We start from the raw sequence: 22,959 nt of genomic DNA on the forward strand, positions 1-22,959 counted from the left end.
GTGAGCTGCGAGCTGCGGACCCTCTCCGGAGTACTCGCCGAGCAGGGCGTCGAGCGGGTCGACCTGCTGAAGATCGTGGTGCAGAAGAGCGAGTGGGACGTGCTGCGCGGGGTGCGGGAGGCGGACTGGCCCCGGATCGGCCAGCTCGTGCTGGAGGTGTACGACATCGACGGCCGGGTGGCGGCGATCCGCGACCTTCTCACCGACCGCGGCTACCGGGTCGAGGTGGCCCAGGCGCCCCTCTTCGACGGCTCGGCCGTGCACCTGATGTACGCGGTCCGCCCCGACTGGCGCGACGGCCAGGCGGCCCGCCCGGTTGCCGCCCGGACGATCGCGCCGCCGCCGGTCTCGGTCAAGATCCTGCACGACCACCTGCGGGGCCGGCTCGCGGAGTACATGGTGCCGACCCGGTACGCGCTGCTGCCGGCGCTGCCGACCACGCCGACCGGGAAGGTGGACCGGCGGGCGCTGCCCAGCGAGGAGCTGGTCGACCTCGCCGGCTCCGGGGACTACGTCGCGCCGGCCACCCCGACCGAGGAGGCGGTGGCCGCGATCTGGGCCGAGGTGCTCGGCGCGGAGCGGGTCGGCGCCCGGGACGACTTCTTCGAGCTGGGCGGCCACTCGCTGCTCGCCACCCGGGTCGTCTCCCGGCTCCGGGCGGTGCTCGGGGTGGAACTCTCCCTGCGGACGTTCCTGACCGCACGCACCGTCCAGGCGTTGGCCGCGGCGATCGACGCGCTCTCGACCGACCCGCCACCCGGGGCGGCGGGTCCGGCGGCGAACCCGGCCATCACGCGGGTCAACCGCGAGCAGTACCGGGCGGGTCCGTGACCGGCGTGGTCCCGGAGACGGCGGCGACCGAGCGGTACGTCTTCCCCGCCTCGTACGCCCAGGAGCGGATGTGGTTCCTGGAGCAGTTGCAGCCCGGTACGGCGTACCACATGCCGGCGGCGGTGCGGGTCACCGGCCGGCTCGACGTACGCCTGCTGGGGCGGGCGGTCGCGGATCTCGCCGCCCGGCACGAGAGCCTGCGGACCTGCTTCGAGAGCGGCTCCGGCCGCCCGGTCCAGGTGGTGCTGCCGGCGGTGGCGGTGGTACCCGCCGTGGTCGACCTGACCGGCCGCCCCGACGCCGTCGACCGGCTTCCCGAGCTGCTCCGGGCGGAGGTCGGCCGACCGTTCGACCTGCGGCAGGCGCCGCTGCTCCGGGTGGCCGCCTTCCGGCTCGCCGCCGACGAGCATCTGCTGCTGTTCACCGCGCACCACATCGTCGCCGACGCCTGGTCGATGACGGTGGTGGTGCGCGAGGTCGCCCAGGCGTACGCCGAACTGGCCACCGGTCGGCGTCCCACCCTCGCCGAGCCGGCGGTGCAGTACGCCGACTACACCGTCTGGCAGCGCGACCTGCTCTCCGGCGGCGAGCTGGAGCGGCAGTTGGCGCACTGGCGGGAGCGGCTCGCCGACCTGCCCGACGAGGCCGAGCTGCCGAGTGACCGGCCCCGGCCGCAGCGACCCAGCTTCCACGGCGCCCGGTACGGCCGACCCATCCCCGCCGACCTGGTGACCCGGCTGCGCGCCCTCGGCGACGCGGAGGGCGCCACGCTGTTCATGACGCTCTTCGCGGCCTTCTCGGTGCTGCTGCACCGCTACACCGGCCGGGCCGACACCGTGGTCGGCACCGCGATCGCCAACCGGCACCGCCAGGAGTTGGAGGGTCTGATCGGGTTTCTGGCGAACACGCTGGTGCTGCGGCTCCGGGTGGACGACGAGATCAGCTTCCGCGACCTGGTACGGCAGGCCCGGGACGTCTGCCTCGACGCGTACGACCACCAGGACATGCCGTTCGAGCTGCTGGTGGAGCGCCTCGCGCCGCAGCGGGACCCCGGTCGCCATCCCCTGTTCCAGGTCATGTTCGTGGTGCAGAACGCGCCCCTGACCTGGCCGGACCTTGCCGGGCTGCGGGTCGAACCGGTGGAGCTGCCGGCCGACACCGCCAAGTTCGACCTGATGCTGGAGGTCATCGAGGGCGCCGACGGGCTGCTGGCGGAGTTCGAGTACCGCACCGACCTGTTCAGCCCGGAGACCGTGGCGGCGCTCACCGCGCACCTGCTGACCCTGCTCGACGCCGCCGCCTCCGACCCGGACCAGGCCGTCTGGCGGCTGCCGATCGCGCAGCGGCCGGTTGACGGGTCGTCACCGGTGACCGCGCCGGCACCGCCACCGCCGACCGTCCGGGACGCGGTCGAGGCGAGCATCCGGCAGTACCCCGAACAGGTCGCCGTGCGGTGGGCCGGTGGCGAGCTGCGGTACCGGGACCTGGCCGACCGGGCCGAGGAGCTGACCGGGCGGCTGCGTGCCGCCGGGGTGCGGTCGGGCGACACGGTCGCGCTCTGCCTGGAACCCGGTCCGACGTACCCGGTCGCGCTGCTGGCCGCGCTCACGATCGGCGCGAACGTGCTCCCGGCCGACCCGGCCGCCCCGCCGGAGCAGCTCCGCGCACTGCTGCGCCGCACCGGCGCTCGCGCGGTCGTCGACGTCGAGGGCGAGGTCAGCGCGGTCGTCGACGCCGGCAGCGGAGCCGGGGCCGGAGCGGGCGAGCCCGCCGGTACGCCGACGCCGCCGGCCGGTGACCCGACCGGGGAGATCCTCACGCCGGCCCTGCTGGCCGGCCAGGTCGACCGGCTGCAACAGGTGTTCCGGCTGGCTCCCGGCGAAGGAGTGCTCGGGTCCGGACTGCCCGGCCGGCCCGCCATCGGCTGGGAGCTCTGCTGGCCGCTGGCGTACGGCGGACGGGTGCTCTTCGGTGCGCCGACCGACCCGGAGGTGCGGGTACTGCACCGTACGCCCCGGCAGCTCGCCGCGCTGGTCGCCGGGGCGGAACCCGTGCCGGCACCGGACCTGCGGCTGGTCCTCTGTGGCGGCGGCCCGCTACCCACGCCCGTCGCCGACGACTTCTTCCACACCGTGGACGCCGCCCTGCACACCGTGCATCCGGTCGAGGGGAGCGGGGGGAAGCTGCTCACCGGCGCCTGTCGGCCCGGCTGGCCGGGGGCGTACCAGCCGTACGGCACCCCGACCGACGATGCCGCGCTGGCCGTGCGCGACGGCCGGTGTCGGCAGGTACCGGACGGGGCCTGGGGCACGCTGCACGTCGCCGGACCGGATCGGGCCGGATGGCGGTCGACCGGTGAGACGATGCGGCGGCGTACCGACGGGCGGTACGAGCCCGCCGACCCGGCCGGGCAGCCGGTGCTCTGGATCGACGGGCTCCGGGTCGACAGCGCGACCGTGGCGGCGGCGCTGCTCGCCGACTCGCGGGTACTCGACTGTGTGGTGACCGGCGGCCGGGGCGAGGGCGGGCACCCGACGCTGACCGCCCGGGTACTGGCCGACCCGACCGCGCCGGTCTCCGCGCGTGACCTGGCGGCCGCGCTCCGCAGTCGGCTGCCCGGTCCGCTGATCCCGGCGATCCGGCTGGTCGACGGGCTCGTGGACGAGGCCACGACACTTCCATTGGCCGGTCCGGAGCCGCCTGGCGTGCTGGACGTCGTACTCGCGGCGACCCGCCCCCTCGCCGGGCTGCCCGCGGCGGTCCGGGCCGGGTTGACTGCGGTGAACCTGCCGCCCCGGCTGCGGGTGCTGCCCGGCGGCCAACTGCTGCGTCAGCTCCGGGAGGAGCGTGCCGCCTTTGCCGCCGGCGGTACCGGAGCGAACCTGCTCGTCGTGTCGGTGCCCGACCTCGCCTGGCTGGCACCGGCCCCGGCGGTCGAGCCGGTCGGCTTTGCCCGCCGGCTCGACCGGGGCTGCGCGGCGTTCGTGGCCGCCTTTAACGCCGCCGTGGGACACCGTCGAAGGAGGCAGACCTCGGTTACCCCCCTGTTTCACGACCCGATCGTCGATCCGCCGACCGTGCCCACCGGCACAGCGATCGTCGACCCGCCGACCGCGCGCCGGGACCGACCGACCGCACCCGCCGATCCGCCGACCGTGCCACTCAACCGGGCGGGCGACACGGTGCCCGGCCGGGCCGCGCTCGACACGGTGCCGGGGCGGGCCGCGCTCGACGCCGCCCAGCGCTGGCTGGCCGACCGGGTCGCCGGGCTGCCCGGGCTGACCGTGCTCGACACCACCGCCGGGCCGGTCTCCGGCGCCGAGCTCGGCGCCCGGCTGGCCGCCGCCGTGCTGGGGCTCGGCGACCAGCGGCCGCTGGCGGTCGCCGTCGACAGCGACCTGCTGTGGCGCGGCAACCCGGCCGACGGGCTGGCCACCGTGGTCGTCGACGAGGAGTGCCGGGCCGTCCGGCGGGCCCTGGTCCGGCTACACGAGGCCGGCACCGACCTGCTGCTGGTCGGCACCGGAGACGAGCGGGACGTCCGGCGGGTCTTCCGGGCGTACCCGGACGCCCCGCTCTCGCTGCGGCACCTGCGTACCTGGTCGGTCGGGTGGTCAGGGGCCGGGGCGGCGCTCGCCGCGGCGCTGGCCGCGACCCGGCTGCCGGCCGACCGGGTGGTCTATCTCGGCCGCGACGCCGGCAACTGCGTGCTGGTCCGCGTCGCGCTGCCCGAGGTGACCGCAGTGCCCCTGACCGGTACGCCGCTGCCAGCGTCCCTCCTGCTCTCCCGCGTCCCCCTGTTGCAACCGGAAGGAGTCGGTCGATGACGGCCAGCCCCACCCGGCAGCCGGACCGGTCCGGCCACCCGGCGACCGCCCGGCTGTTGGTGTTCACCACGTTTCCGGCCCCCGGCCTCGACGAGGACCTCGCCGACATGCTGTCCGGGCCGGTGTCGGTGGTCACCGCAGCCGACCTGCTCGACCCGCTCGCCGACGACCTGCCCGAGCTGGACGGCGGCGGACCGGACCTGGTGTTGTGCTGGCCGGCCCTGGAGGAGCTGTGGGACGGCGAGCCGCTGCCGCTGGCCGACCCGCTGGACCGGTACGTCGAACCGGCGGTCGAACTGGCGGAGGCGGCGCTGGAGGCCAGCCGCCAGGCCGGCGCCGCACTGGTCTTCGCGCTGCCGGCGCTGCCGCTGGCCCGGCCGCTCGGCGTCGGCGACGACAACCTGTCGACCGGCGTGGCGAGCACCGGCACCGAGGTACGGCAGGCGCTGCGTCGACGCCTCGGCGGGCAGCGCGACGTGTACCTGCTCGACGTGGCCGAGGTGGTGACCGAGCTCGGCCGCGGTCGGGCGTACGCAACGGGCACGGGACGGTACAGCCACGCCCTGCACCGGGCGGTGGCGGCCCGGCTCGCCCGGATCGTCCGAGTCCTGCGCCAACCGCCGGTCCGGGCGGTCGTGGTGGCCGGCGACGACCTGCTCTGGGCCGGTCGGCTCGCCGGAGCCGAGGTCGACGTGTCCGCCGGACACGCCGTCCAGCGAGCGCTGCGGGAGCTGCGCCGGGCCGGGGTACTGGTCACGGTGGCGGCGGAGGCGCCCGAGGGGAGGCTGGATGCCGTACTCGGCCGGCCGGAGAGCGTACTGCGCCGGCACGATCTCGCCGCGGCCCGGCCGAGCGCCCCGTCCCCGGCCGTGGTCGCCGAGCTGGCCACGGAGCTGGGCCTGGCGCAGGAGCACGTGGTGCTGCTGCATCCGGTCGGGGCGCCGGCCCCGGACGGGGTACGGGCGCTCGCCGTCCGGCCCGGTGCCGAGGTCGGTACGTTGCTCGACCTGCATCCGCCGGACGCCGCCGACCTGCGCCGGGCCGACGCGTACCAGCTCTCCACCGTGACCGGGCGGTGGGACGCGGTCAACGGCTCCGACGAGCCGCCCCCGGAGCTGGCCGTCCGGCTCAGGTCGGTGCCGGCGGACCCGGCCTCGGTGGCCCGGGCGGCACCGGCGCTGCTTGCCGACGACGGCTTCACGGTCGCGCCGGACGGCCCCGGGCCGGCCGAGCTGGCGGCGGCGAGTGCCGATCCGCGCTACCTGGTCCGGCTGGTCGGCCTCACCGACGCCGGTGGCGAGCATGGGTTCGTCGGCCTGTACGCGCTGCGGCTGGACGCCGACGGCGGCACCCTGCTGGCGTTCCGGCTGGCCCCGGCGGCGGCCGGCCGGGGCGTGGCGGCGGCGATGGTCGCCGACCTGCTGGACCGGGCGGCAGCGGCCGGCGCCGAACGGGTCGTCGCGACGGTCGGGGAGACCGGCCGCAACGGGGCGGCGGTCGACTTCTTCGCCGCCCGGGGCTGTCCGGTCGGCGTGTCCGCCCCGCTGACCGCGATGCCGTGGCCGAGCACGGTCGTCCGGGAGCCGGCCGATGGCTGACGTACCGGTGGCGGTGCTGCTGCGCGAGGTGGAGTCGGCCGTACCGGTCGACAAGGATCCGGCCGTACCTGTCGGGGCGGGCCTGGACACCGGCGGTATCCGGACGGCCGGCGCGCGGTGCTGGCAGCTCCGGCTCGCCGGCCCGGACGGCTCGGCCGGAGCCGGACCCGTCGTGGGCGCGGTGCATGCCCGGGTCGACGGCGCCGCGCTGGTGGTCGACGCGATGCTGCTGACCGGGGCCGCCGTCGCCGTGGGCGCGGACGCGGCGCTGCCGGCCGCGCTGCGCGGACTCGCCGCCGAGCTGGGATGTCCGACCCTCGCCGTGCGCTACCACCGGACCGCAGCGAACACCGCGACGGCCGCGTTCCTGCGGCGCCTGCCGGGCGCGGTGTTCGAGCCCCGGCCGGACGGCTGGCTGGCCCGGATGCCGGCCCTGACCGCGCGGGACGCGGGTACACCCGCCCTGCCGACACCGGTCACGACGGTGCCGACCGTTTCGACGGCCGCACCGGTGTCGTGGTCCGCGCCCGCGTCGGCAACGGGACAACTGGACGGTGCCGGCGGTCGGGCGTTGGCCGGGCTGGTCGGGTCGCGGTGGCGGCAGCTCGGACCCGAACGCCGGGCCGACCTCGCGCTGACCGTCGCGGTCGACTGGTACGACCCGGCGCGGGTCGCGGCGGCGCTTTCCGGCCGGCACCGCGACGATCCACGCACCGACACCGAACGGCGGGTCGTCGAGATCATGGGCCACCTGCTGGGCCGCTCCGACCTGGGACGGGACAGCGGGTTCTTCGCACTCGGCGGTCACTCGCTGCTCGCCGCCCAGCTCGTGGCGCGGCTGCGGCAGGCGTTCGACGCGGACCTGCCGGTCCAGGCAGTGTTCGAGCACCCCACCCCGGCCGGGCTCGCCGGCTTGGTCGAGCGGGCCGGCGGACGACCCGGACCGACTTCCGCCCGCCCCGGCGGCGGGCCGGCCAACGTCGACGGCGGCACCGGCCCGAACGGCTGGTCCGGGATCGGGGCGGACGGCCGGCTCGGCGCCCTTCTGCCCGGTTCCGGCAGCGCCGCCGACCGCCCCGTCCCGCCCGCCAGCCCCGGCGGAAACGGGCGTACCGTCGCCGTGGCCGGGGACGGTACGACGGAGTTTCCGCTCTCCTTCCCACAGCAGCGGCTCTGGCTGCTGGACCGGCTGTCGCCGGGCAACGCCGCGTACACCGTGTTCGGCGCGATGCGGCTGGTCGGCGAGCTGGACGTACCGGCCCTGCGGGCGGCCCTCGACGACGTGGTGGCCAGGCACGACGTCCTGCGTACCGTGGTGGAGCCGCGCGACGGCACACCGGTCCAGGTGGTCCGCCCGGCGGTCGAGGTGCCGCTGCGGGTGCGGGACGTCGTCGGTACGCCCGAACCCGAGCTACCCGAGCTGGTGGAGCGGGAGGTCGGCGGCGGTTTCGACCTGGCCCGGGGACCGCTGCTACGCGGGCTGGTACTGCGGCTGGCCGACGACCGGCACCTGCTCGTCCTCGCGGTGCACCACATCGTCACCGACGGGTGGTCGCAGGGCGTACTCCTGGCCGAGCTGGCCGAGGGGTACCGGCGGCGGCTCGCCGGGCATCCGGAGCCGCTGCCCGCGCCACCGCTGCAGTACGGCGGCTACGCCCGCTGGCAGCGCCAGTGGCTGACCGGCGACGAACTGGACCGGCAGCTCCGGTACTGGCTGACGGCGCTGGCCGAGCTGACCCCGCTCGACCTGCCCACCGACCGGCCCCGCCCGGCGGTGCAGAGCTACCGGGGCGGCACCGTACCGGTCCGGCTCGACGGTTTGCTCCCGGTCGTCGGCGACCTCGCCCGCCGGTGCGGTACCACTGAGTTCACCGTGCTGCTGGCGGCGTTCCAGGCGGTGCTGGGCCGCTGGTGCGGGCAGACCGACGTACCGGTCGGCAGCCCGGTCGCCAACCGTCCCTGGCCGGAGCTGGAGGGGCTGATCGGCTTCTTCGTCAACATGCTGGTGCTCCGGACCGACCTCGCCGGCTCGCCGACCTTCCGGGACCTGGTCGGTCGGGTACACGCGGTCACGCTCGCCGGGCACGCGCACGCCAGCCTGCCGTTCGAGCTGCTGGTCGAGCGGTTGCAGCCGGAACGCGACCTGAGCCGGTCGCCGCTGTTCCAGGTCGCGTTCGCACTCGACAACTCGCCGATGCCCAGGGTCACCGTGCCGGGGCTGGCGATGCGGCCGGCGACGCTGCCCGGCCGGACCGCGAAGTTCGACCTGACGCTGGCGCTGGCCCCGACACCGACCGGGTACGCGGGCGAGCTGGAGTACTGCACCGACCTGTTCGACGAGGCGACCGTCGACCGGCTCGTCGAGTGGTACGTGACGCTGCTCGGTGCCGCGCTCGCCGCGCCGGGAACTCCGGTCGACGATCTACCGGTGCAGTCCGGGGCGGAGCGGGACGCGGTGCTGCTCGCCTCGGCCGGCCCGGTGGTGCCGATACCCGACCGGCCGGTGCACCGGCTGATCGAGGAGCAGGCCGCGCGTACCCCGGACCGGGTCGCCCTGGTCGTCGGCGTCGACCGGCTCAGCTATGCGGAGCTGAACCGGCGGGCGGACCGGCTCAGCGGGCAACTGCGTCGGCTCGGCGTGGGTCCGGAGTCTGTGGTCGCGGTGCACGCGGAACGCTCGGTCGAGCTCGTGGTGTCGCTGCTGGCGGTGCTGAAGGCGGGCGGGGCGTACCTGCCGCTGGATCCGGACTATCCGGTGGAGCGGCGGCGGCTCATGCTCTCCGACGCGGCGCCGCAGGTGCTGCTCACCCAGGCGCACCTGCGGGACGCGCTGCCGGTCGGCGACACGGACGTCCTGGTCGTTGCCCCGGACCCGCCCGCCGACCCGGAGCCGACGGTCGACCCGGACCCGCCCGCCGATCCGGGATGGACGGTCGGCGCGGACGCGGCGGCGTACGTCATCTACACCTCCGGCTCGACCGGGCGGCCCAAGGGAGCGGTGAACACGCACCGGGCGCTGACCAACCGGCTCTGCTGGATGCAGCGCGAGTACGGGCTGGACGCGACGGACGCCGTACTCCAGAAGACGCCGGTCAGCTTCGACGTGTCGGTCTGGGAGTTCTTCTGGCCGCTGCTGGCCGGGGCGCGGCTGGTCCTGGCCCGCCCCGGCGGCCACCGCGACCCCGGTTACCTGGCCGAGTTGGTCCGGGCCGAGCGGATCACCACGATGCACTTCGTACCGTCGATGCTCGGGGTCTTCCTGGAGGTGCCCGACCTGGCCGAGTACACCGGCAGCCTGCGGCGGGTGATCTGTAGCGGGGAGGCGCTCGGCGGCAGGCTGGTCGAGCGCTTCCACACGACCGTCGGCGTCCCACTGCACAACCTCTACGGGCCGACCGAGGCCGCGATCGACGTGACCGCCGGGCAGTGCCGCCCGGCCGGTCCGCCCCGGACGTCGGCGCCGATCGGGCATCCGATCGACAACGTCACGACGTACCTGCTCGACGGGCTGATGCGGCCGGTGCCGCACGGCTTCCTCGGCGAGATCTACCTCGGCGGCGTCGGGGTCGGACGGGGCTACCTGAACCGGCCGGGGCTGACCGCGCAGCGGTTCGTCGCCGACCCGTTCGGGCCGCCCGGGTCCCGGCTGTACCGCACCGGCGACCTCGGCCGGATGCTGCCCGACGGCGCCGTCGAGTTCGTCCGTCGGGTCGACGACCAGGTGAAGCTGCGCGGCCAGCGGGTCGAGCCGGGCGAGCTGAGCATGGTGCTGGCCGAACACCCCGGCGTCGCCGAGGCGGCGGCGGTGGTCGCAGCCGGGCCGGCCGGGTCGCGGCTGCTCGCCTACCTGGTGCCCGCCGCGCAGACCGCCGGGCCGGTACGGCGGCTGCTGGAGCTGGCCGAGGAGCCCGACACCCGGGACCTGGCCCGGCACCGGCTGCCCGGCGGCCGTACGATCTTCCACCTCAACCGGGGCGAGACGGAGTTCCTGTACGACGAGATCTTCGTCCGCCGCGAGTACCTGCGGCACGGTCTCACGCTGCCGGCGGATGCGGTCGTGCTCGACGTCGGCGCGAACATCGGCCTCTTCACCCTCTTCGTCGCCGAGACCTGCCCGGACGCCACCGTCTACGCGTTCGAGCCGATCCCGCCGGTGCACCGGCTGCTGGAGCTGAACGCCCGGGTGGCCGGGGTGCGCCGACAGCTCTTCGACTGCGGCCTGGCCGAGCGGTCCGGGTCGGCCGTCTTCACCTACTACCCGAACACCTCGATCCTGTCCGGCCAGTTCGCCGACGAGAACCGCGACCGGGTCGCCGTCCGGGCCCACCTGCGTACCCTGGAGGGCGGAGCCGACGAGCCGGCCGGGGACGGCGTGGTCGACGCCCTGATGGCCCGGGCCATGGACCGGCGGGCGGTGACCCGGCCGCTGCGCACCCTCGGCGAGGTCATCGAGGAGCACCGGATTCCGCGCATCGACCTGTTGAAGATCGACGTGGAGCGGGCCGAGTTGTCGGTGCTGCGCGGCCTGCGAACGACCGACTGGCCGCTGGTCCGCCAGGTGGTGGTGGAGGTCCAGGACACCGACGGCCGCCTCGCCGAGGTGGTGGCGCTGCTGCGCGAGCACGGCCTCCAGCCGGTCGTCGAACGCCAGGACCGGCTCGCCGACAGCGACCTGTACTACGTGTACGCCCGCCGCTCCGCCCCGACGCAGGAGCGGGACGCCGCACCGGCCCAGCACCGGGGCGCTGCGGAGCTGCCGGCCGTACCCGAGGTGTGGTGGGACGGGGACGCCCTGGTCAGCGACGCGCGGGAATACCTGAAGCAGCGGCTGCCGGCGTACCTGGTGCCGGACGCGATCGTGCCGCTGCCGGCCCTGCCACTGCTGCCGAACGGCAAGCTCGACCGTCGCGCCCTGCCGCAGCCGGCGGAGTCGACCGGATCCGCCCGACCGCCCCGGGACCCGCTGGAGCTGTCGCTGCTGCGGGCGTTCGAGGAGGCGCTGGGCCGGCCCTGTGCCGGAATCGACGAGGACTTCTTCACGCTCGGCGGCACCTCCCTGGCGGCGGCCCGGCTGGCGCTGCGGGTCCAGGCGGCCACGGGTCGCCAGGTGCCGCTGCACAGCCTGTTCCAGGCCCCGACGGTGGAGCGCCTCGCCGCCGCGCTGCGTACCGGTTCGGCGCAGCCGGCGACGGTCGGCAACCCGGTGCGGCTGGCGGCCGGTCCCGGCGACCCGGAAACGGCTCCACTCTTCCTGGTGCACCCGGTCGGCGGCTCGGTGCTCTGCTACCGCGAACTGTCCCGGGCCCTGGACCCGACGCTCGGGGTGTACGCGTTCGTCGACACCGGGCCGGACGAGCCGGAGCGCGGGTACCCGACCGACCTGGTCGAGATCGCGGAGCGGTACGTCGACCGCCTCGTCGAGCTGCGCCCGCACGGGCCGTACCGGTTGGGCGGCTGGTCGTACGGGGCGGTGCTGGCGTACCAGATGGCGGTCCGGCTGCGGGAGCGGGGCGCGGAGGTCGAGCTGCTGGTCCTGCTCGACGCCCACGTCGAGGCCGGGGCCGGCGGAGGCGGGCTGGCCGAGGTGACCGAGGCGATCGCCCGGGAGCTGGGCCTGCCGGTACCCCGGGCCACCGACGTCGACGCGGCCCTGGCGGAGCTGGTCCACGAGGCCCGAACGGCCGGCCTGCTGCCGCCCGGGGCCGGCGAGGAGTCCTGGGTACGCGACCGCTGGCAGCTGTGCCGGGCCAACCTGACCGCGCTGGCCGGCTACCGACCGCCCCGATATCCGGGCCGGACACTGCTGGTGCGGCCGACGGCGGGACTGGTCGCCGACGCCGGGGAGTGGCAGGACCTGGTCGACGACCTCACCGTCGTTTCCGCTGCCGGCGACCACCACAGCATGCTCGCCGGAACGGGAGTGGCCGGCTGTGCCGAGGCGGTCCGCGAGGCGCTCGGCCGGACGACCCCGTCCGGGTCGCCCGGCCCGGGTGCCACCGGCGGGCCCGACCCGGACGGGATGCCGCGATGAGCCGGTTCCGCTCCGCGCTGCACCGGGTCGCCGACGCCGGGCGCGGCACGGCGAGCCTGGCCCGGCTGCTCCGGGCGGTGGCGGCCGTGGCACTGCCGGAGCGCCGGCAGCCCCGCCCCGGCCCGGTCGCGGTGCCGAACCTGGCGGGCCGGGTCGAGGTGCTCGTCGACCGGTGGGGCGTGCCACACGTCTACGCCGGTACCCGGGAGGACGCCTTCGCGGCACAGGGATACCTGCACGCCCGGGACCGGCTGTGGCAGATGGAGCTGCACCGGCGGCTCGGCCACGGTCGGCTCGCCGAGCTGTTCGGCGCGGGTGCCCTGCCCGGCGACCGGTTCGTCCGGGTGCTCGGGCTGGGCCGGATCGCGCAGCAGGAGGCGGCCGAGCTGCCGCCGGAGACCGCCCGGGCCGTGGCCGCGTACGTCGGCGGGGTCAACGCGTGGCTCGCCGGGCCGGACCGACCAGCGATGGAGTTCCGGCTGCTGCGGCACCGCCCGGAGCCGTGGAGCGCGGCGGACGTACTGGTGTGGGGGAAGGTTGTCGCGCTGACCATGGGCACCAACTGGGCGGCGGAGCTGCTGCGGGCCCGGGTCGAGGAGTTGGCCGGGCCGGAGGCGGTGGCCGAGCTACAGACGGACGGCGGTCGGCCGGCCGTGCCGGCGGGCTCGTATCCCGCCCCGCCGCGCGGGTCGGTGCGGCTGCCGTACCAGGGCCAGGGCAGCAACGCGTGGGCGGTCGACGGCACCCGGACCGTGCACGGCGCGCCGCTGCTCGCCAGCGACCCGCACCTGCGGGTGCAGTTCCCGATCATTTGGTACGAGAACCACCTGCACGCCGAGGACCTGCACGTCACCGGCGCCAGCATGCCGGGTGCGCCGGGAGTGCTGATCGGGCACAACGAGCGGGTCGCCTGGGGCTTCACCAACGCCCGAATCGACGTCCAGGACCTCTACCTGGAGCGGCTCGACGACGCCGACCGGTACCTGCACGACGGCCGCTGGCTGCCGCTGACGGTGCGTACCGAGGAGATCGTGGTGCGGGACCGGCCCGAGCCGCACCGGGAGCGGGTCCGGTCCACCCGGCACGGTCCACTGGTCAGCGGCGTACTCGCAACGGCCGGCCCCGGCTCGACCGACCCGGCCGAGTCGGCACAGCCGGAGCTTGCGCTGGCCTGGACCGCCACGGAGCCGGGGGAGTGCCTGACGGCCGTGCTCGCGGTCAACGACGCTCGGGACTGGGCGTCGTTCCGGGCGGCCGTCGGCCGCTGGACCGCACCGGCGCAGCACTTCGTGTACGCCGACGTCGACGGCGTCATCGGTTCGGTGCTCGGCGGCACCGTTCCACTGCGAGCGGCCGGAAACGGCCAGGCCCCGGTGTCCGGCTGGACCGGCGAGTTCGACTGGACCGGAACGATCCCGCCGGAGGAACTGCCGCAGCAGCGGAGCCCGGTCGACGGGCTGGTCGTGTCGGCGAACAACCGGATCGTCGGCGACGACTACCCGTACCCGCTGCCCGGCGAGTGGATGGCGAGCTTCCGGGCCGACCGGATCCGGCAGTTGCTCACCGCCCGTCCCCGGCACGACGTGGCCTCGTTCGCCGCGATGCAGTCCGACGTGGTGAGCCTGCCCGGGCTGCGGCTGGCGGCGCTGGCCGACCGGCTGCCGGCGGACACGCCCGCCGAGCGGGCCGCCCGGAGGCTGCTGGCCGACTGGGACGGCCGGCTCCACGCCGACAGCGGGGCGGGCGCGGTCTACCAGGCGCTGCGTACGGCGCTGCTCAGCACCGCGTACGCCCACCTGGCCGAGCCGTTGGCGCTGACCGCCGGGCTCGGGCTCTTCACCTTCCAGCCCGGCCTGGAGTTTCTCGACTATGCGGCGCTGCCGGGCCTGCTCGACCGCCTCACCACCGGCACCACCGCCGGGCCGGCCGATTCGGGCGTTGCCGCCGATTCGACCGCCGCCGATTCGACCGGTGCCGTCGAGCCAGGTGGGGCGCCCGGCGCCGGTCGGGACGCGGCGGTACTCGCCGACGCCTGGCGACAGGCCATCGCGGCGCTGGTCGAGCGGCTCGGCCCCGACGTCGACCGATGGCGTTACGGCGACCTGCACCGGCTGGTGATCCGGCATCCGTTCGGCCAACTGCCCCTGCTGGGCCGGTGGGTGAACCGGGGGCCGTATCCGGTCGGCGGCGACGTCGACACCGTCTGCGCCGCCAACCTCATCGCCGAGCCGGACGGTACGCAGATCTACGACGGTGCCTCGTACCGGCAGGTCTGCGACCTCGGCGACTGGGACCGCAGCGTCAGCGTGCTGCCCACCGGCCAGTCGGGGCGGCCGGCGAACCGCCACTACGCCGACCACACCCCGCTCTGGCTGCGCGGCGAACACCATCCGATGTGGTGGTCGCGGGCCGAGATCGAGCGGGACCTGGACCACCAGCTTCTGCTGATACCGAGCGACCGGGGAGCGGGACCATGGACCGATCAGTGAAGCGCACCGAATGGGATCGGACGCTTCGGCAACCACGCGAGGAACCGGGCTTCTACGGCGGCCCGGCACACGGCGCCCTGCTGCGGCTGCTGACCCTGTGCGGCCGGGTGCCGTACCGGTCGGCCGCGGCCGGCCTGACCGACCGCGAGCTGGCGCTGTTGCAGCACCTACTCGGGCGCGACGAGTTCGTGCTGGTGGCGCCGGACGACCCGGACCTGGACCGCTGCAACGTGCTGGTCGCCCAGTCCGGGCTGGGCCAGCTCACCCTGCACGAGCCGGACCGGGGTGACGAGCCGCCGGACGACACCGCCGTGGCCGGACTGCGAATACCGCACTGGCTGCTGGAGATGGTCGACGAGGAGTGCGCGGCGCTCCGGGCGGTCGAGGAGTACGAGCAGGCACAGCTCGACGCGCTGCTCGACGACTGGACGCGGGACGGGTCGCTGCCGAGGCGACTGGAGCAGTGCATCGACTGGGTGGACCGGGTCGAGACGGTGCTCGTGTACGTCGGACGCCGGGTCTTCTCCAAGACCGACGGCGGTTCGAACACGCTGGTGCGGGGCGACGCGCTGACCGTGCTGCGGGGGCGGACGCTGGAGAGCTGGAGCACCGAGGAGCGGCTCTTCGTCGCCGCCGTGCAGCTACTGTTCCTGACCGGCCGGGCGGTCCGGTTCGAGGAGTTCAACGGCCGGCAGCTCAGCGCCGTACGGCTGCGGCAGCTACTGGTACGCCGTTGCTGCACGTACCTGGACGCGGTGGGCGAGACCCCGCCGCCGGGCCTGACCGGCCGGTCCTTCCTCGACCTGGCCTCGATGGTGCGGGACCTGGTGCCCCGGGTCGACGAGGTCGGGCCGATGCGGTACCGCCGGATCAACGGCGTGCCGTACGTCAAGGACGAGTTCCTGCTCTCCTGGGATCCCGCCGACCGGCGCCCCCGTACGCTCTCGCCGGCCCTGCGGGAGCTGGCCCGGGACGGCTTCGCCCGGGATTTCCATCCGGACGTGGACCCGGTCGAGGCGGTGACCGAGCTCGCGGTCGCCGCCGCCCGGAGCGCGAGTGCCAGCGGCGACTCGGAGTCGCTGGCCCGGCTGATGGAGACGATCGTCTACTCGGCGGTGGTCGAGACCGGGTCCGACTACGGCATGTCCAGCGGGATCCGCCGGCTCGGCTGGCTGCGCGGCGGTAGCCGCGAGGAGATCGTGACGGCGATGCTCGCGCTGAAGAAGCCGCACTTCTTCTGCTGCGTCGTGCCCGGACCACAGGCGGTCGCCGAGGTGCCGACCGAAGGGTTGAGCGAGATCCTCTGGGCGGTGGCCCAGCGGATGATGTATAACCGTTGGCACTTCGTGCCCGGCAACTTCGAGCGCGAGGAGGTACCGGGCAGCCGGCACTACTTCTTCCCGCCGCTGGTGCCGGACATCGCCGAGTGGGCCGACCTGCGGCACGGCGGGCACGTCTCGGCGCGGGTCCGCTACTCGATCCGCGCCCCGGGCGCGCAGATGTGGCGGGAGCCCTTCTCCGTCTCCGGCCACCCCTACCGGGGCAGCTACGACATCCGGCTGGTCCGGATGTCGGAGACGCCGTTCGACTACGCCGACCTGAAGGTGGCGTCGCGGTACTGCACGCTGGTGGACGCGTACTGGCGGGCGCTCGGCTCGGTGCTGGAGAGCGACCCGACGGCGAACTGGGAGCTGGCCGGCTTCGACCGGGACTGGTACCAGGGTTTGCGCTGGCGCGGCGGCATGGACGCGGCCGCCATCGCGGCGCCGGGCCGCTGATGGTGCCCGGCGGTGGCGGGTCGCCGGCGGGTTCCGGCTGCGACCCGCACGTGCTGGTCGGCGGTGGACCGCCGGCGGCGGCCGGCGCCGGGCCGCTAGCCGTGGGCCAGCGGTGGCCCATCGGGTTCCGGTGCGGGCGACCGCGTCGGCAACCGGTGGGCAACCACCGCGGCGAGCAGTGCGGCGCCGGCCGCCGCACCGGCGGCGGCCAGCGGCGACCGGTCGGCCAGCAGGCCGCCGAGCGCCGCGCCGATCGGCAGGCCGGAGAGGTTCAGGCTGATCGAGACCGCGAGCACCCGGCCGAGCTGCCGGGGGTCGGTGCGGCGCTGCCGCAGGGTCAGCGTGCCGACGTCGACCGGGCCGGACGCCAGGCCGACCAGCGCCAGGCCGACCGCGAGGCCGGTGACCCCGCCGACGACCGAGACGGGGAAGATGGCCAGCGCCGTCGCCGCGGTGCCCCAGGCGATGAGCTGGCGCTCCCGGTCGGCCACCGCCAGCCGGCCGGCGAACAGTGCGCCGATGCCGGCGAAGAGCCCCATCCCGGCCCAGAGCGCACCGTTGATCGCCGCGGCCCGGCTCTGGTCGCCGATGGCCTCGATCAGGGCGGCTGGTACGGCCACCAGCAGGATTCCCCAGCTCACCTGGTAGAGCGAGTAGCCGGCGGCCAGCGACCGCAGGGTGGGATGGCCGAGCACGTACCGCACGCCGGCCACCGCCGTGCGGAGCAGTCGCAGCGGTTCGGTGCCGGCGGCCTCGCCGGGTCCGGCCTCGTCGACCCGGCGCAGCGGCAGGATGGCGACGAACGCCAGCGCGTACAGGACGGCGATGATCAGCAGCGCCGGTGCGCCGCCGAGCAGGCCCACGGTGGTACCGGCGGCCAGCGGGCCGGCAACGTCGGCGACCGCGTAGCTGCCGGTGTCGATCGCGTTGGCGCGGCCGAGCTGGGCGTCCGGCACCAGCCGGGGCAGCAGCGCCCGCAGCCCGGCCAGGTGCAGCGGGCTGGTCAGCGAGTAGGTCCCGGCCACCACGGCGAGCAGGACGGGATGGTGCAGGCCGCGCCAGTCGGCGACCGCCAGCAGGCCGACCAGCACCGCGCTGGCGGCCAGGTCGAGCACGATCGCCCGGCCGCATCCGAGCCGGTCCAGCACCGCTCCGGCGATCGGGCTGGCCAGCAGGCCGGGCGCGAACGACAGGAACGCGACCAGCCCGGCGAACGCGGCCGAGTCGAAACGGTCCAGCGCGTACAGCACGACCCCGACGGTGAACATCTGCTCGGCGATCCGGGCGAGGAACGTCGCCGAGATCAACTGACCCAGGTGGGGCAGCCGCAGCACGGCCCGGTACGTCAGCTGGGCGGCCCGGTCGTCGGACAAGCGACATCCTCGCTTCCTGCGGTATCGATCGTACGGGTCGACCGGCCAGCATTCTATTTGATCCATTCCTTGCCGGGGGCCGTCATCTTGATCCATTCCTTTGCGGGGGGCCGTCATCAACACTGACCATTCGTTGACGTTCGTGGCCGAGTCGCCGTTCATTCGCCGGGCCGTACGACCCTCGGCCAGGTACCGCCTGGTCTGCCTGCCGCACGCCGGTGCCGGGGCGAGCGCGTACGCGGGCTGGGCCGACCTGCTTCCCGACGACGTCGAGCTCGTCGCGGTGCAACCGCCGGGGCGGGAGGACCGGTTGCGCGAGCCGCCGATCACCCGCGCCGATCTGCTCGTCCGGGCGGTGGCCCAGGCGCTTCGGCCGTACCTCGGCCTGCCGCTGCTCCTTTTCGGGCACAGCGGCGGCGCGCTGCTCGCCTATGAGATCGCTCGTGAGCTGCGTAAACGCCGTACGGCGCAGGTCCTGCACCTGTTCGTCTCCGGACAGCCGGCGCCGGAGGTGCCGTTCACCACCACGCCGGTGCACAGCCTGCCGGAGTCCGAGTTCCACGCCCGGCTGACGGCTCTCGGCGGTACCGCGCCGAACGTGCTGGCCAACCCGGACCTGCTCCGGATGCTCACTCCGACGCTGCGAGCCGACTTCCTCCTGTGGGAGGCGTACGACTTTCGGCCCGGCCCGCCGCTGTCGATCCCGGTCACGGCGCTCGGCGGCGTCGACGACGACCGGTTCGGCCCGGATCTGCTGCGCACCTGGGCCGCGCACACCACCGGGGAATTCGCCCTGCGCACCTTTGCCGGTGGCCATTTCTATCTGCTCGACCGCGCGCCCGAGGTGGTCCGGACCATTCTCGACCAATCGAGGGTAGGCGCGGACGCGGAAATTTCCGGAGGGGTCAGTGAAACTATTTGATCCGGTGACCCGGGTTGCTGCCGAGTCCGCCGCTGTTCAGGTGTCCGGGGTGCACGGGGCGGCGCTGGTGGTGTACCGCCGACTGCGCCGGCAGTCCCCGCCCCGGGCCGCCGCCACCCCGCCCGCCGAGCGCCCCCGGCCCGACCCAACCCCGGCGCCGGAACCCGCCGCCCGCACCCGGCCCCGCGCCGAGGTCTTCGGCGGGCCGGTCGAGTTTCCGCCGGAGAGCCCCGGCACGCTGACCGAGGCCCTGCTGCGGGCCGCCGCCGCCGGGGATGACCGGGGCACCACGTACATCCTGGCCGACGGCCGGACCGCCGACTACCAGGGGTACGCGACCCTGCTCGACGACGCCCAGCGGGTGCTGCGGGGGCTGCGCGCCGCCGGGCTGCGCCCCGGTGACGCCGCGCTCTTCCAGTTCGAGAGTAACCGCAACTACGTCACCGCGTTCTGGGCCTGCGTGCTCGGCGGCTTCCTGCCGACCCCGGTCGGCGTGCCGCCGAGCTACCAGTGGCACAACGCGGTCAACCGGAAGCTCTTCAACGCCTGGCAGCTCCTGGACCAGCCGATCGTGCTGACCGACGCCGCCCTGGCGTCCCGGGCGGCCGGGCTGCGTACCCTCTGGGAGCGGTCCGACGTGCGGGTCGTGGCGGTCGAGGACCTGGCCGCGGACGGCCCGGACCGGCAGGTGCATCCGGCGGCCCCGGACGACCCGGTGCTGCACCTGCTCACCTCCGGCAGCACCGGGGTGCCGAAGTGTGTCCGGCACGCCCACCGCAGCGTGGTGGCCCGCACCTACGCCGCCGCGGCGGCCTGCGGCTACACCGAGGACGACGTCACGGTCAACTGGATGCCGCTCGACCACGTGGCGATCGTGATGTATAACGTGCGGGACGTCTTCCTGCGCTGCGCGCACGTGAACGCGACGGCCGCCACCGCGCTCACCGACCCGTTGCGCTGGCTGGACCTGATCGACCGGTACCGGGGCACCAACACCTGGGCGCCGAACTTCGCGTACTCGATGATCGTCGACCGGGCCGCCGAGGTGGCGACCCGGAGCTGGGACCTATCGTCGATGCGGGCGATGACCAACGCGGCCGAGCCGGTGGTGCCGCGTACCGCGCACCGGTTCCTGGAGCTGCTGCGCCCGCACGGCCTGCGCCCGGACGCGATGCGCCCCTGCTGGGGCATGTCGGAGACGTGCTCCGGGGTCACCTACACGACCCTCTCCGCCGACGACCCGAGCGTCGGTACCGTCTCGGTGGCGAAGTCCTCGCTCGGCGGCGACCTGGTCGAGGTGCCGCGCGATCACCCGGACGCGCTGGTGCTCACCGACGTCGGCCGGGCCGTGCCCGGGCTCGGGATGCGGATCGTCGACCCCGTCGGGGCGGTGATGCCGGAGGACCGGATCGGGTTGTTGCAGGTCACCGGGGCACCGATGATGCGGGAGTACTACCGCAACCCGGAGGCGAACGCCGCCTCGTTCACCGCCGACGGCTGGTTCGACACCGGCGACCTCGCGTTCCTGCACGACGGCTCCCTGGTGATCACCGGCCGCGCGAAGGACCTCATCATCGTCAACGGGGTCAACTTCGTGGCACACGAGATCGAGGCCGTGGTTGAGCAGGTCGACGGCGTGGCGGTGACGTTCGTGGCGGCGACCGCGGTACCCGACCCGCAGCGCGGCTCCGACGGGGTGGTGCTGTTTTTCGTACCGTCTGGTGGGGATCCCGACGAGGCCGACCTGACCGGCCTGGCCGACACGGTGGCGGCGATCCGTACCCGGGTGACCGCCGAGATCGGCCTCTCACCGCTGGCGGTGGTCCCGGTGACCCGGGCGGAGTTCCCGAAGACGGGCAGCGGCAAGATCCAGCGGGGGATCCTGAGCGCGGACTACCGCAAGGGCCTGTTCGACGCCCGGCTGCGCACGCTGGAGACGGCCGACGAGCCCGACCCGCCGCTCGGCACCCTGCCCGACTGGTTCTTCGACCGGGTGTGGCGACCGGCCCCGGTGCCGGCGACCGGGTCCATTGGACGGCGCGGCGGCACCTGGTTGCTCTTCGCCGACGCCGCGACGGCGCCGACGCTGCGGCCGGCACTGGCCGCCGTGGCGGACCGGCTGGTCGTGGTCGAGCCGTCGGCCACCGGAACCGAGCCCGGTCCGACGACTGTCGACTCGAACGCCGCCGATCCGACCACTGTCGATGGTTCGGGCGTGCCGACCGGCTTCGAACCGGACCGGTACGTGGTCGAGCCGGCCGACGCCGACGCGTACGCCCGGCTGGTCGCCCGGACCGGCCCGGTGGACGTGGTGGTGCACGCCTGGGGCGCCGCCCCGCCCGGCACCCCGGAGATGCTGGACCGGACGGCGTACTCGCTGCGCGCCCTGTGCCGGGCGTTGGCCGGTCGGGGTACGGGCACCGCCGTCCTCGTCGCCACCACCGGTGCGGTGTGGACCGGACCCGGCGACCGGGTCGACCACACCCGGGGCACGGTGCCCAGCCTGGTCCGGACGGCTGCGGCCGAGGGCCAGTTCCGGCTCGTACGCCACGTCGACCTGGCGGCCGACGACCCGTCCGGCTGGTCCGGCACCCTCGCCGCCGAGCTGGCGGTCGAGGGCGACGACGACTGCGTGGCGTACCGGACGAACGGGCGGCTGGCCCCCCGGCTGCGCCCGGTGCGGATCGACCCCGACGAGGTCCCCGAGCTGCCGGCCGGCGGCCGTTACCTCATCACCGGCGGCCTCGGCGGGATCGGCGTCGAACTGGCCGAGTACCTGCTCGGCGCGTACGGGGCGAAGCTGCTGGTGCTCGGCCGCCGGCCCGTCGAGCCCGGTGGCGACGTCGCCGAACGGCTGGCCGACCTCACCGTCCTCGGCGACGTCCGGTACGAGGCGGTCGACGTCGCCGACGCCGACGCGGTACGCCGGGCGGTGGCGGATGCCGAGCGCGCCTGGGAAGCACCGCTGGACGTGGTGCTGCACCTGGCCGGTGCCGGCATCGAGGGGTACTGGACCGACCTGGCCAGGCACACCCTGGCCGCCGAGTCGGCGGAGGAGCTGCACCGGATGTACCAGCCGAAGATCGGCGGGGTACGGGCGCTGGAGGGGCTGATCGCCGACCGGCCCGAGCTGCGTACGGTGCTCTTCTCTTCGGTCAACGGCGAGTTCGGCGGCACCGGCTTCGGGGCGTACGCCTCGGCCAACGGCTACCTGCACGCCTTCGCCGACCACTGGGGCCGGGAGCGTGGTCGCCAGGTGCAGTGTGTCGCATGGAGCCGCTGGGACGAGGTGGGGATGAGCCGGGGCACCCCGGCCGGCCCGCTCGCCGGGCACGGGTACCGGTCGATCGACCCGGAGCAGGGGCTGGAGTCGTTCCTCGCCGCGCTGGCGTCCCGACAGCCGTACCTGGTGGTGGGCCTGGACGCCGCGAGCCCGGCGCTGCTGGCCCGGATGGATCCCGAGCATGTGGAGGCCGCCGAGGTGGTGCTGGCGTACGCGGCGGACGGCCCGGTCGACGAGGAGGGCCTGCGCCGGGCGGTGAGCGCGGTGCTGCCGGACGCCGGTGCGCGACTGCGCCTTGCCCCACTGCCGGAGCTGCCGCTCGACGCGGACGGGGAGCCGGACCGGGATCGGATCCGGGCGGCGGTGGCCACCGCGTCCCGGCGGCGGTACGTCCCGCCGGAGGACCCGCTGGAACGCCGGCTGGCGGACATCTGGGCGGAGGTGCTCGGCCGCTCGGCGATCGGCCGGCACGACACGTTCTTCGAACTCGGCGGCGGCTCGCTTCAGGCGGCCCAGGTCGTCGCGCGGGTCAACGCGGAGCTGACCGCCGAGGTGGCGGTGCACCAGCTCTACGAGCACCCGACCGTCGAGGTGTTCGCGCGGATTCTCCAGGACGTGTGACGACGGGTTCGCCGTACTCGACAGGATCCCGGTAGCCGGGCGGTGCCGACAGCACGTCGTACCGGCCGGCTCGTCGGGTGTCGCCGTGGTCCAGCCGAGCCTCGTCGGAGCGTATCCCGGGGTCGACTTCTTCGACGGGACAGTCATGCGCCTGGCTGCGGACCGATAACGAACTTCGGCTACCGACAGCTCCGTTCGGCGGGTCA

Annotated in this window: 9 protein-coding genes (1 of these 9 running past the window's edge); 8 read left to right on the plus strand and 1 reads right to left on the minus strand. The window is 74.9% G+C overall.

What is annotated here, in order from left to right:
* The 6 genes in view from ACZ6QQ_RS16485 to ACZ6QQ_RS16510 are tightly spaced (each overlapping or abutting the next) and all read left to right on the plus strand, a layout consistent with a single transcriptional unit that may run on beyond the window.
* Positions 1 to 831: the end of a non-ribosomal peptide synthetase gene (locus ACZ6QQ_RS16485; RefSeq protein ID WP_465877113.1), read on the plus strand. It extends 2,043 nt beyond the left edge of the window; 831 of the gene's 2,874 nt are visible here — the last part of the coding sequence; its start codon lies beyond the left edge, outside the window; its stop codon occupies positions 829 to 831.
* Positions 828 to 4,658 (plus strand): condensation domain-containing protein, encoded by a 3,831-nt coding sequence (locus ACZ6QQ_RS16490; protein WP_465877114.1) that lies wholly within the window; start codon positions 828 to 830, stop codon positions 4,656 to 4,658. Before ACZ6QQ_RS16485 ends, ACZ6QQ_RS16490 begins: the two co-directional genes overlap by 4 nt.
* Positions 4,655 to 6,256 carry a GNAT family N-acetyltransferase gene (locus tag ACZ6QQ_RS16495; RefSeq protein ID WP_465877115.1) on the plus strand — a complete coding sequence of 534 codons (1,602 nt, stop codon included), beginning with the start codon at positions 4,655 to 4,657 and terminating at the stop codon, positions 6,254 to 6,256. The genes ACZ6QQ_RS16490 and ACZ6QQ_RS16495 overlap by 4 nt, the downstream gene beginning before the upstream one ends.
* Positions 6,249 to 12,287, plus strand: coding sequence for a thioesterase domain-containing protein (locus ACZ6QQ_RS16500; protein WP_465877117.1), 6,039 nt, complete (start codon positions 6,249 to 6,251; stop codon positions 12,285 to 12,287). The genes ACZ6QQ_RS16495 and ACZ6QQ_RS16500 overlap by 8 nt, the downstream gene beginning before the upstream one ends.
* Positions 12,284 to 14,776: a penicillin acylase family protein gene (locus tag ACZ6QQ_RS16505; RefSeq protein ID WP_465877118.1), complete on the plus strand. Its 2,493-nt coding sequence runs from the start codon at positions 12,284 to 12,286 to the stop codon at positions 14,774 to 14,776. The genes ACZ6QQ_RS16500 and ACZ6QQ_RS16505 overlap by 4 nt, the downstream gene beginning before the upstream one ends.
* Positions 14,761 to 16,554 carry a hypothetical protein gene (locus tag ACZ6QQ_RS16510; RefSeq protein ID WP_465877120.1) on the plus strand — a complete coding sequence of 598 codons (1,794 nt, stop codon included), beginning with the start codon at positions 14,761 to 14,763 and terminating at the stop codon, positions 16,552 to 16,554. The genes ACZ6QQ_RS16505 and ACZ6QQ_RS16510 overlap by 16 nt, the downstream gene beginning before the upstream one ends.
* A gap of 95 nt (positions 16,555 to 16,649) precedes the next feature.
* On the opposite strand, the gene ACZ6QQ_RS16515 is transcribed toward ACZ6QQ_RS16510, so the two are convergent.
* A complete protein-coding gene (locus ACZ6QQ_RS16515) occupies positions 16,650 to 17,927 on the minus strand; it encodes an MFS transporter (RefSeq protein ID WP_465877121.1) in 1,278 nt (425 codons plus the stop codon).
* Between the two features lie 142 nt (positions 17,928 to 18,069).
* Between ACZ6QQ_RS16515 and ACZ6QQ_RS16520 the strand changes: the two genes are divergently transcribed.
* Together ACZ6QQ_RS16520 and ACZ6QQ_RS16525 are read left to right on the plus strand one after the other, a co-directional pair.
* The gene (locus tag ACZ6QQ_RS16520) at positions 18,070 to 18,849 is read left to right on the plus strand and encodes a thioesterase II family protein (protein WP_465877122.1); all 780 of its coding nucleotides are present in this window, start codon (positions 18,070 to 18,072) and stop codon (positions 18,847 to 18,849) included.
* A 4-nt stretch (positions 18,850 to 18,853) separates the two neighbouring features.
* Positions 18,854 to 22,753, plus strand: coding sequence for an SDR family NAD(P)-dependent oxidoreductase (locus tag ACZ6QQ_RS16525; RefSeq protein ID WP_465877124.1), 3,900 nt, complete (start codon positions 18,854 to 18,856; stop codon positions 22,751 to 22,753).
* Positions 22,754 to 22,959 lie beyond the last annotated feature (206 nt).

The sequence above is a fragment of the Micromonospora sp. NPDC049529 genome (genome assembly GCF_055586685.1).

What these genes read in the sequence shown, in the direction of transcription:
- ACZ6QQ_RS16510 (WP_465877120.1), top strand. Translation starts at nt 14,761, where the DNA reads ATGGACCGATCAGTGAAGCGCACCGAATGGGATCGGACGCTTCGGCAA.
- ACZ6QQ_RS16495 (WP_465877115.1), top strand. Translation starts at nt 4,655, where the DNA reads ATGACGGCCAGCCCCACCCGGCAGCCGGACCGGTCCGGCCACCCGGCG.
- ACZ6QQ_RS16505 (WP_465877118.1), top strand. Translation starts at nt 12,284, where the DNA reads ATGAGCCGGTTCCGCTCCGCGCTGCACCGGGTCGCCGACGCCGGGCGC.
- ACZ6QQ_RS16500 (WP_465877117.1), top strand. Translation starts at nt 6,249, where the DNA reads ATGGCTGACGTACCGGTGGCGGTGCTGCTGCGCGAGGTGGAGTCGGCC.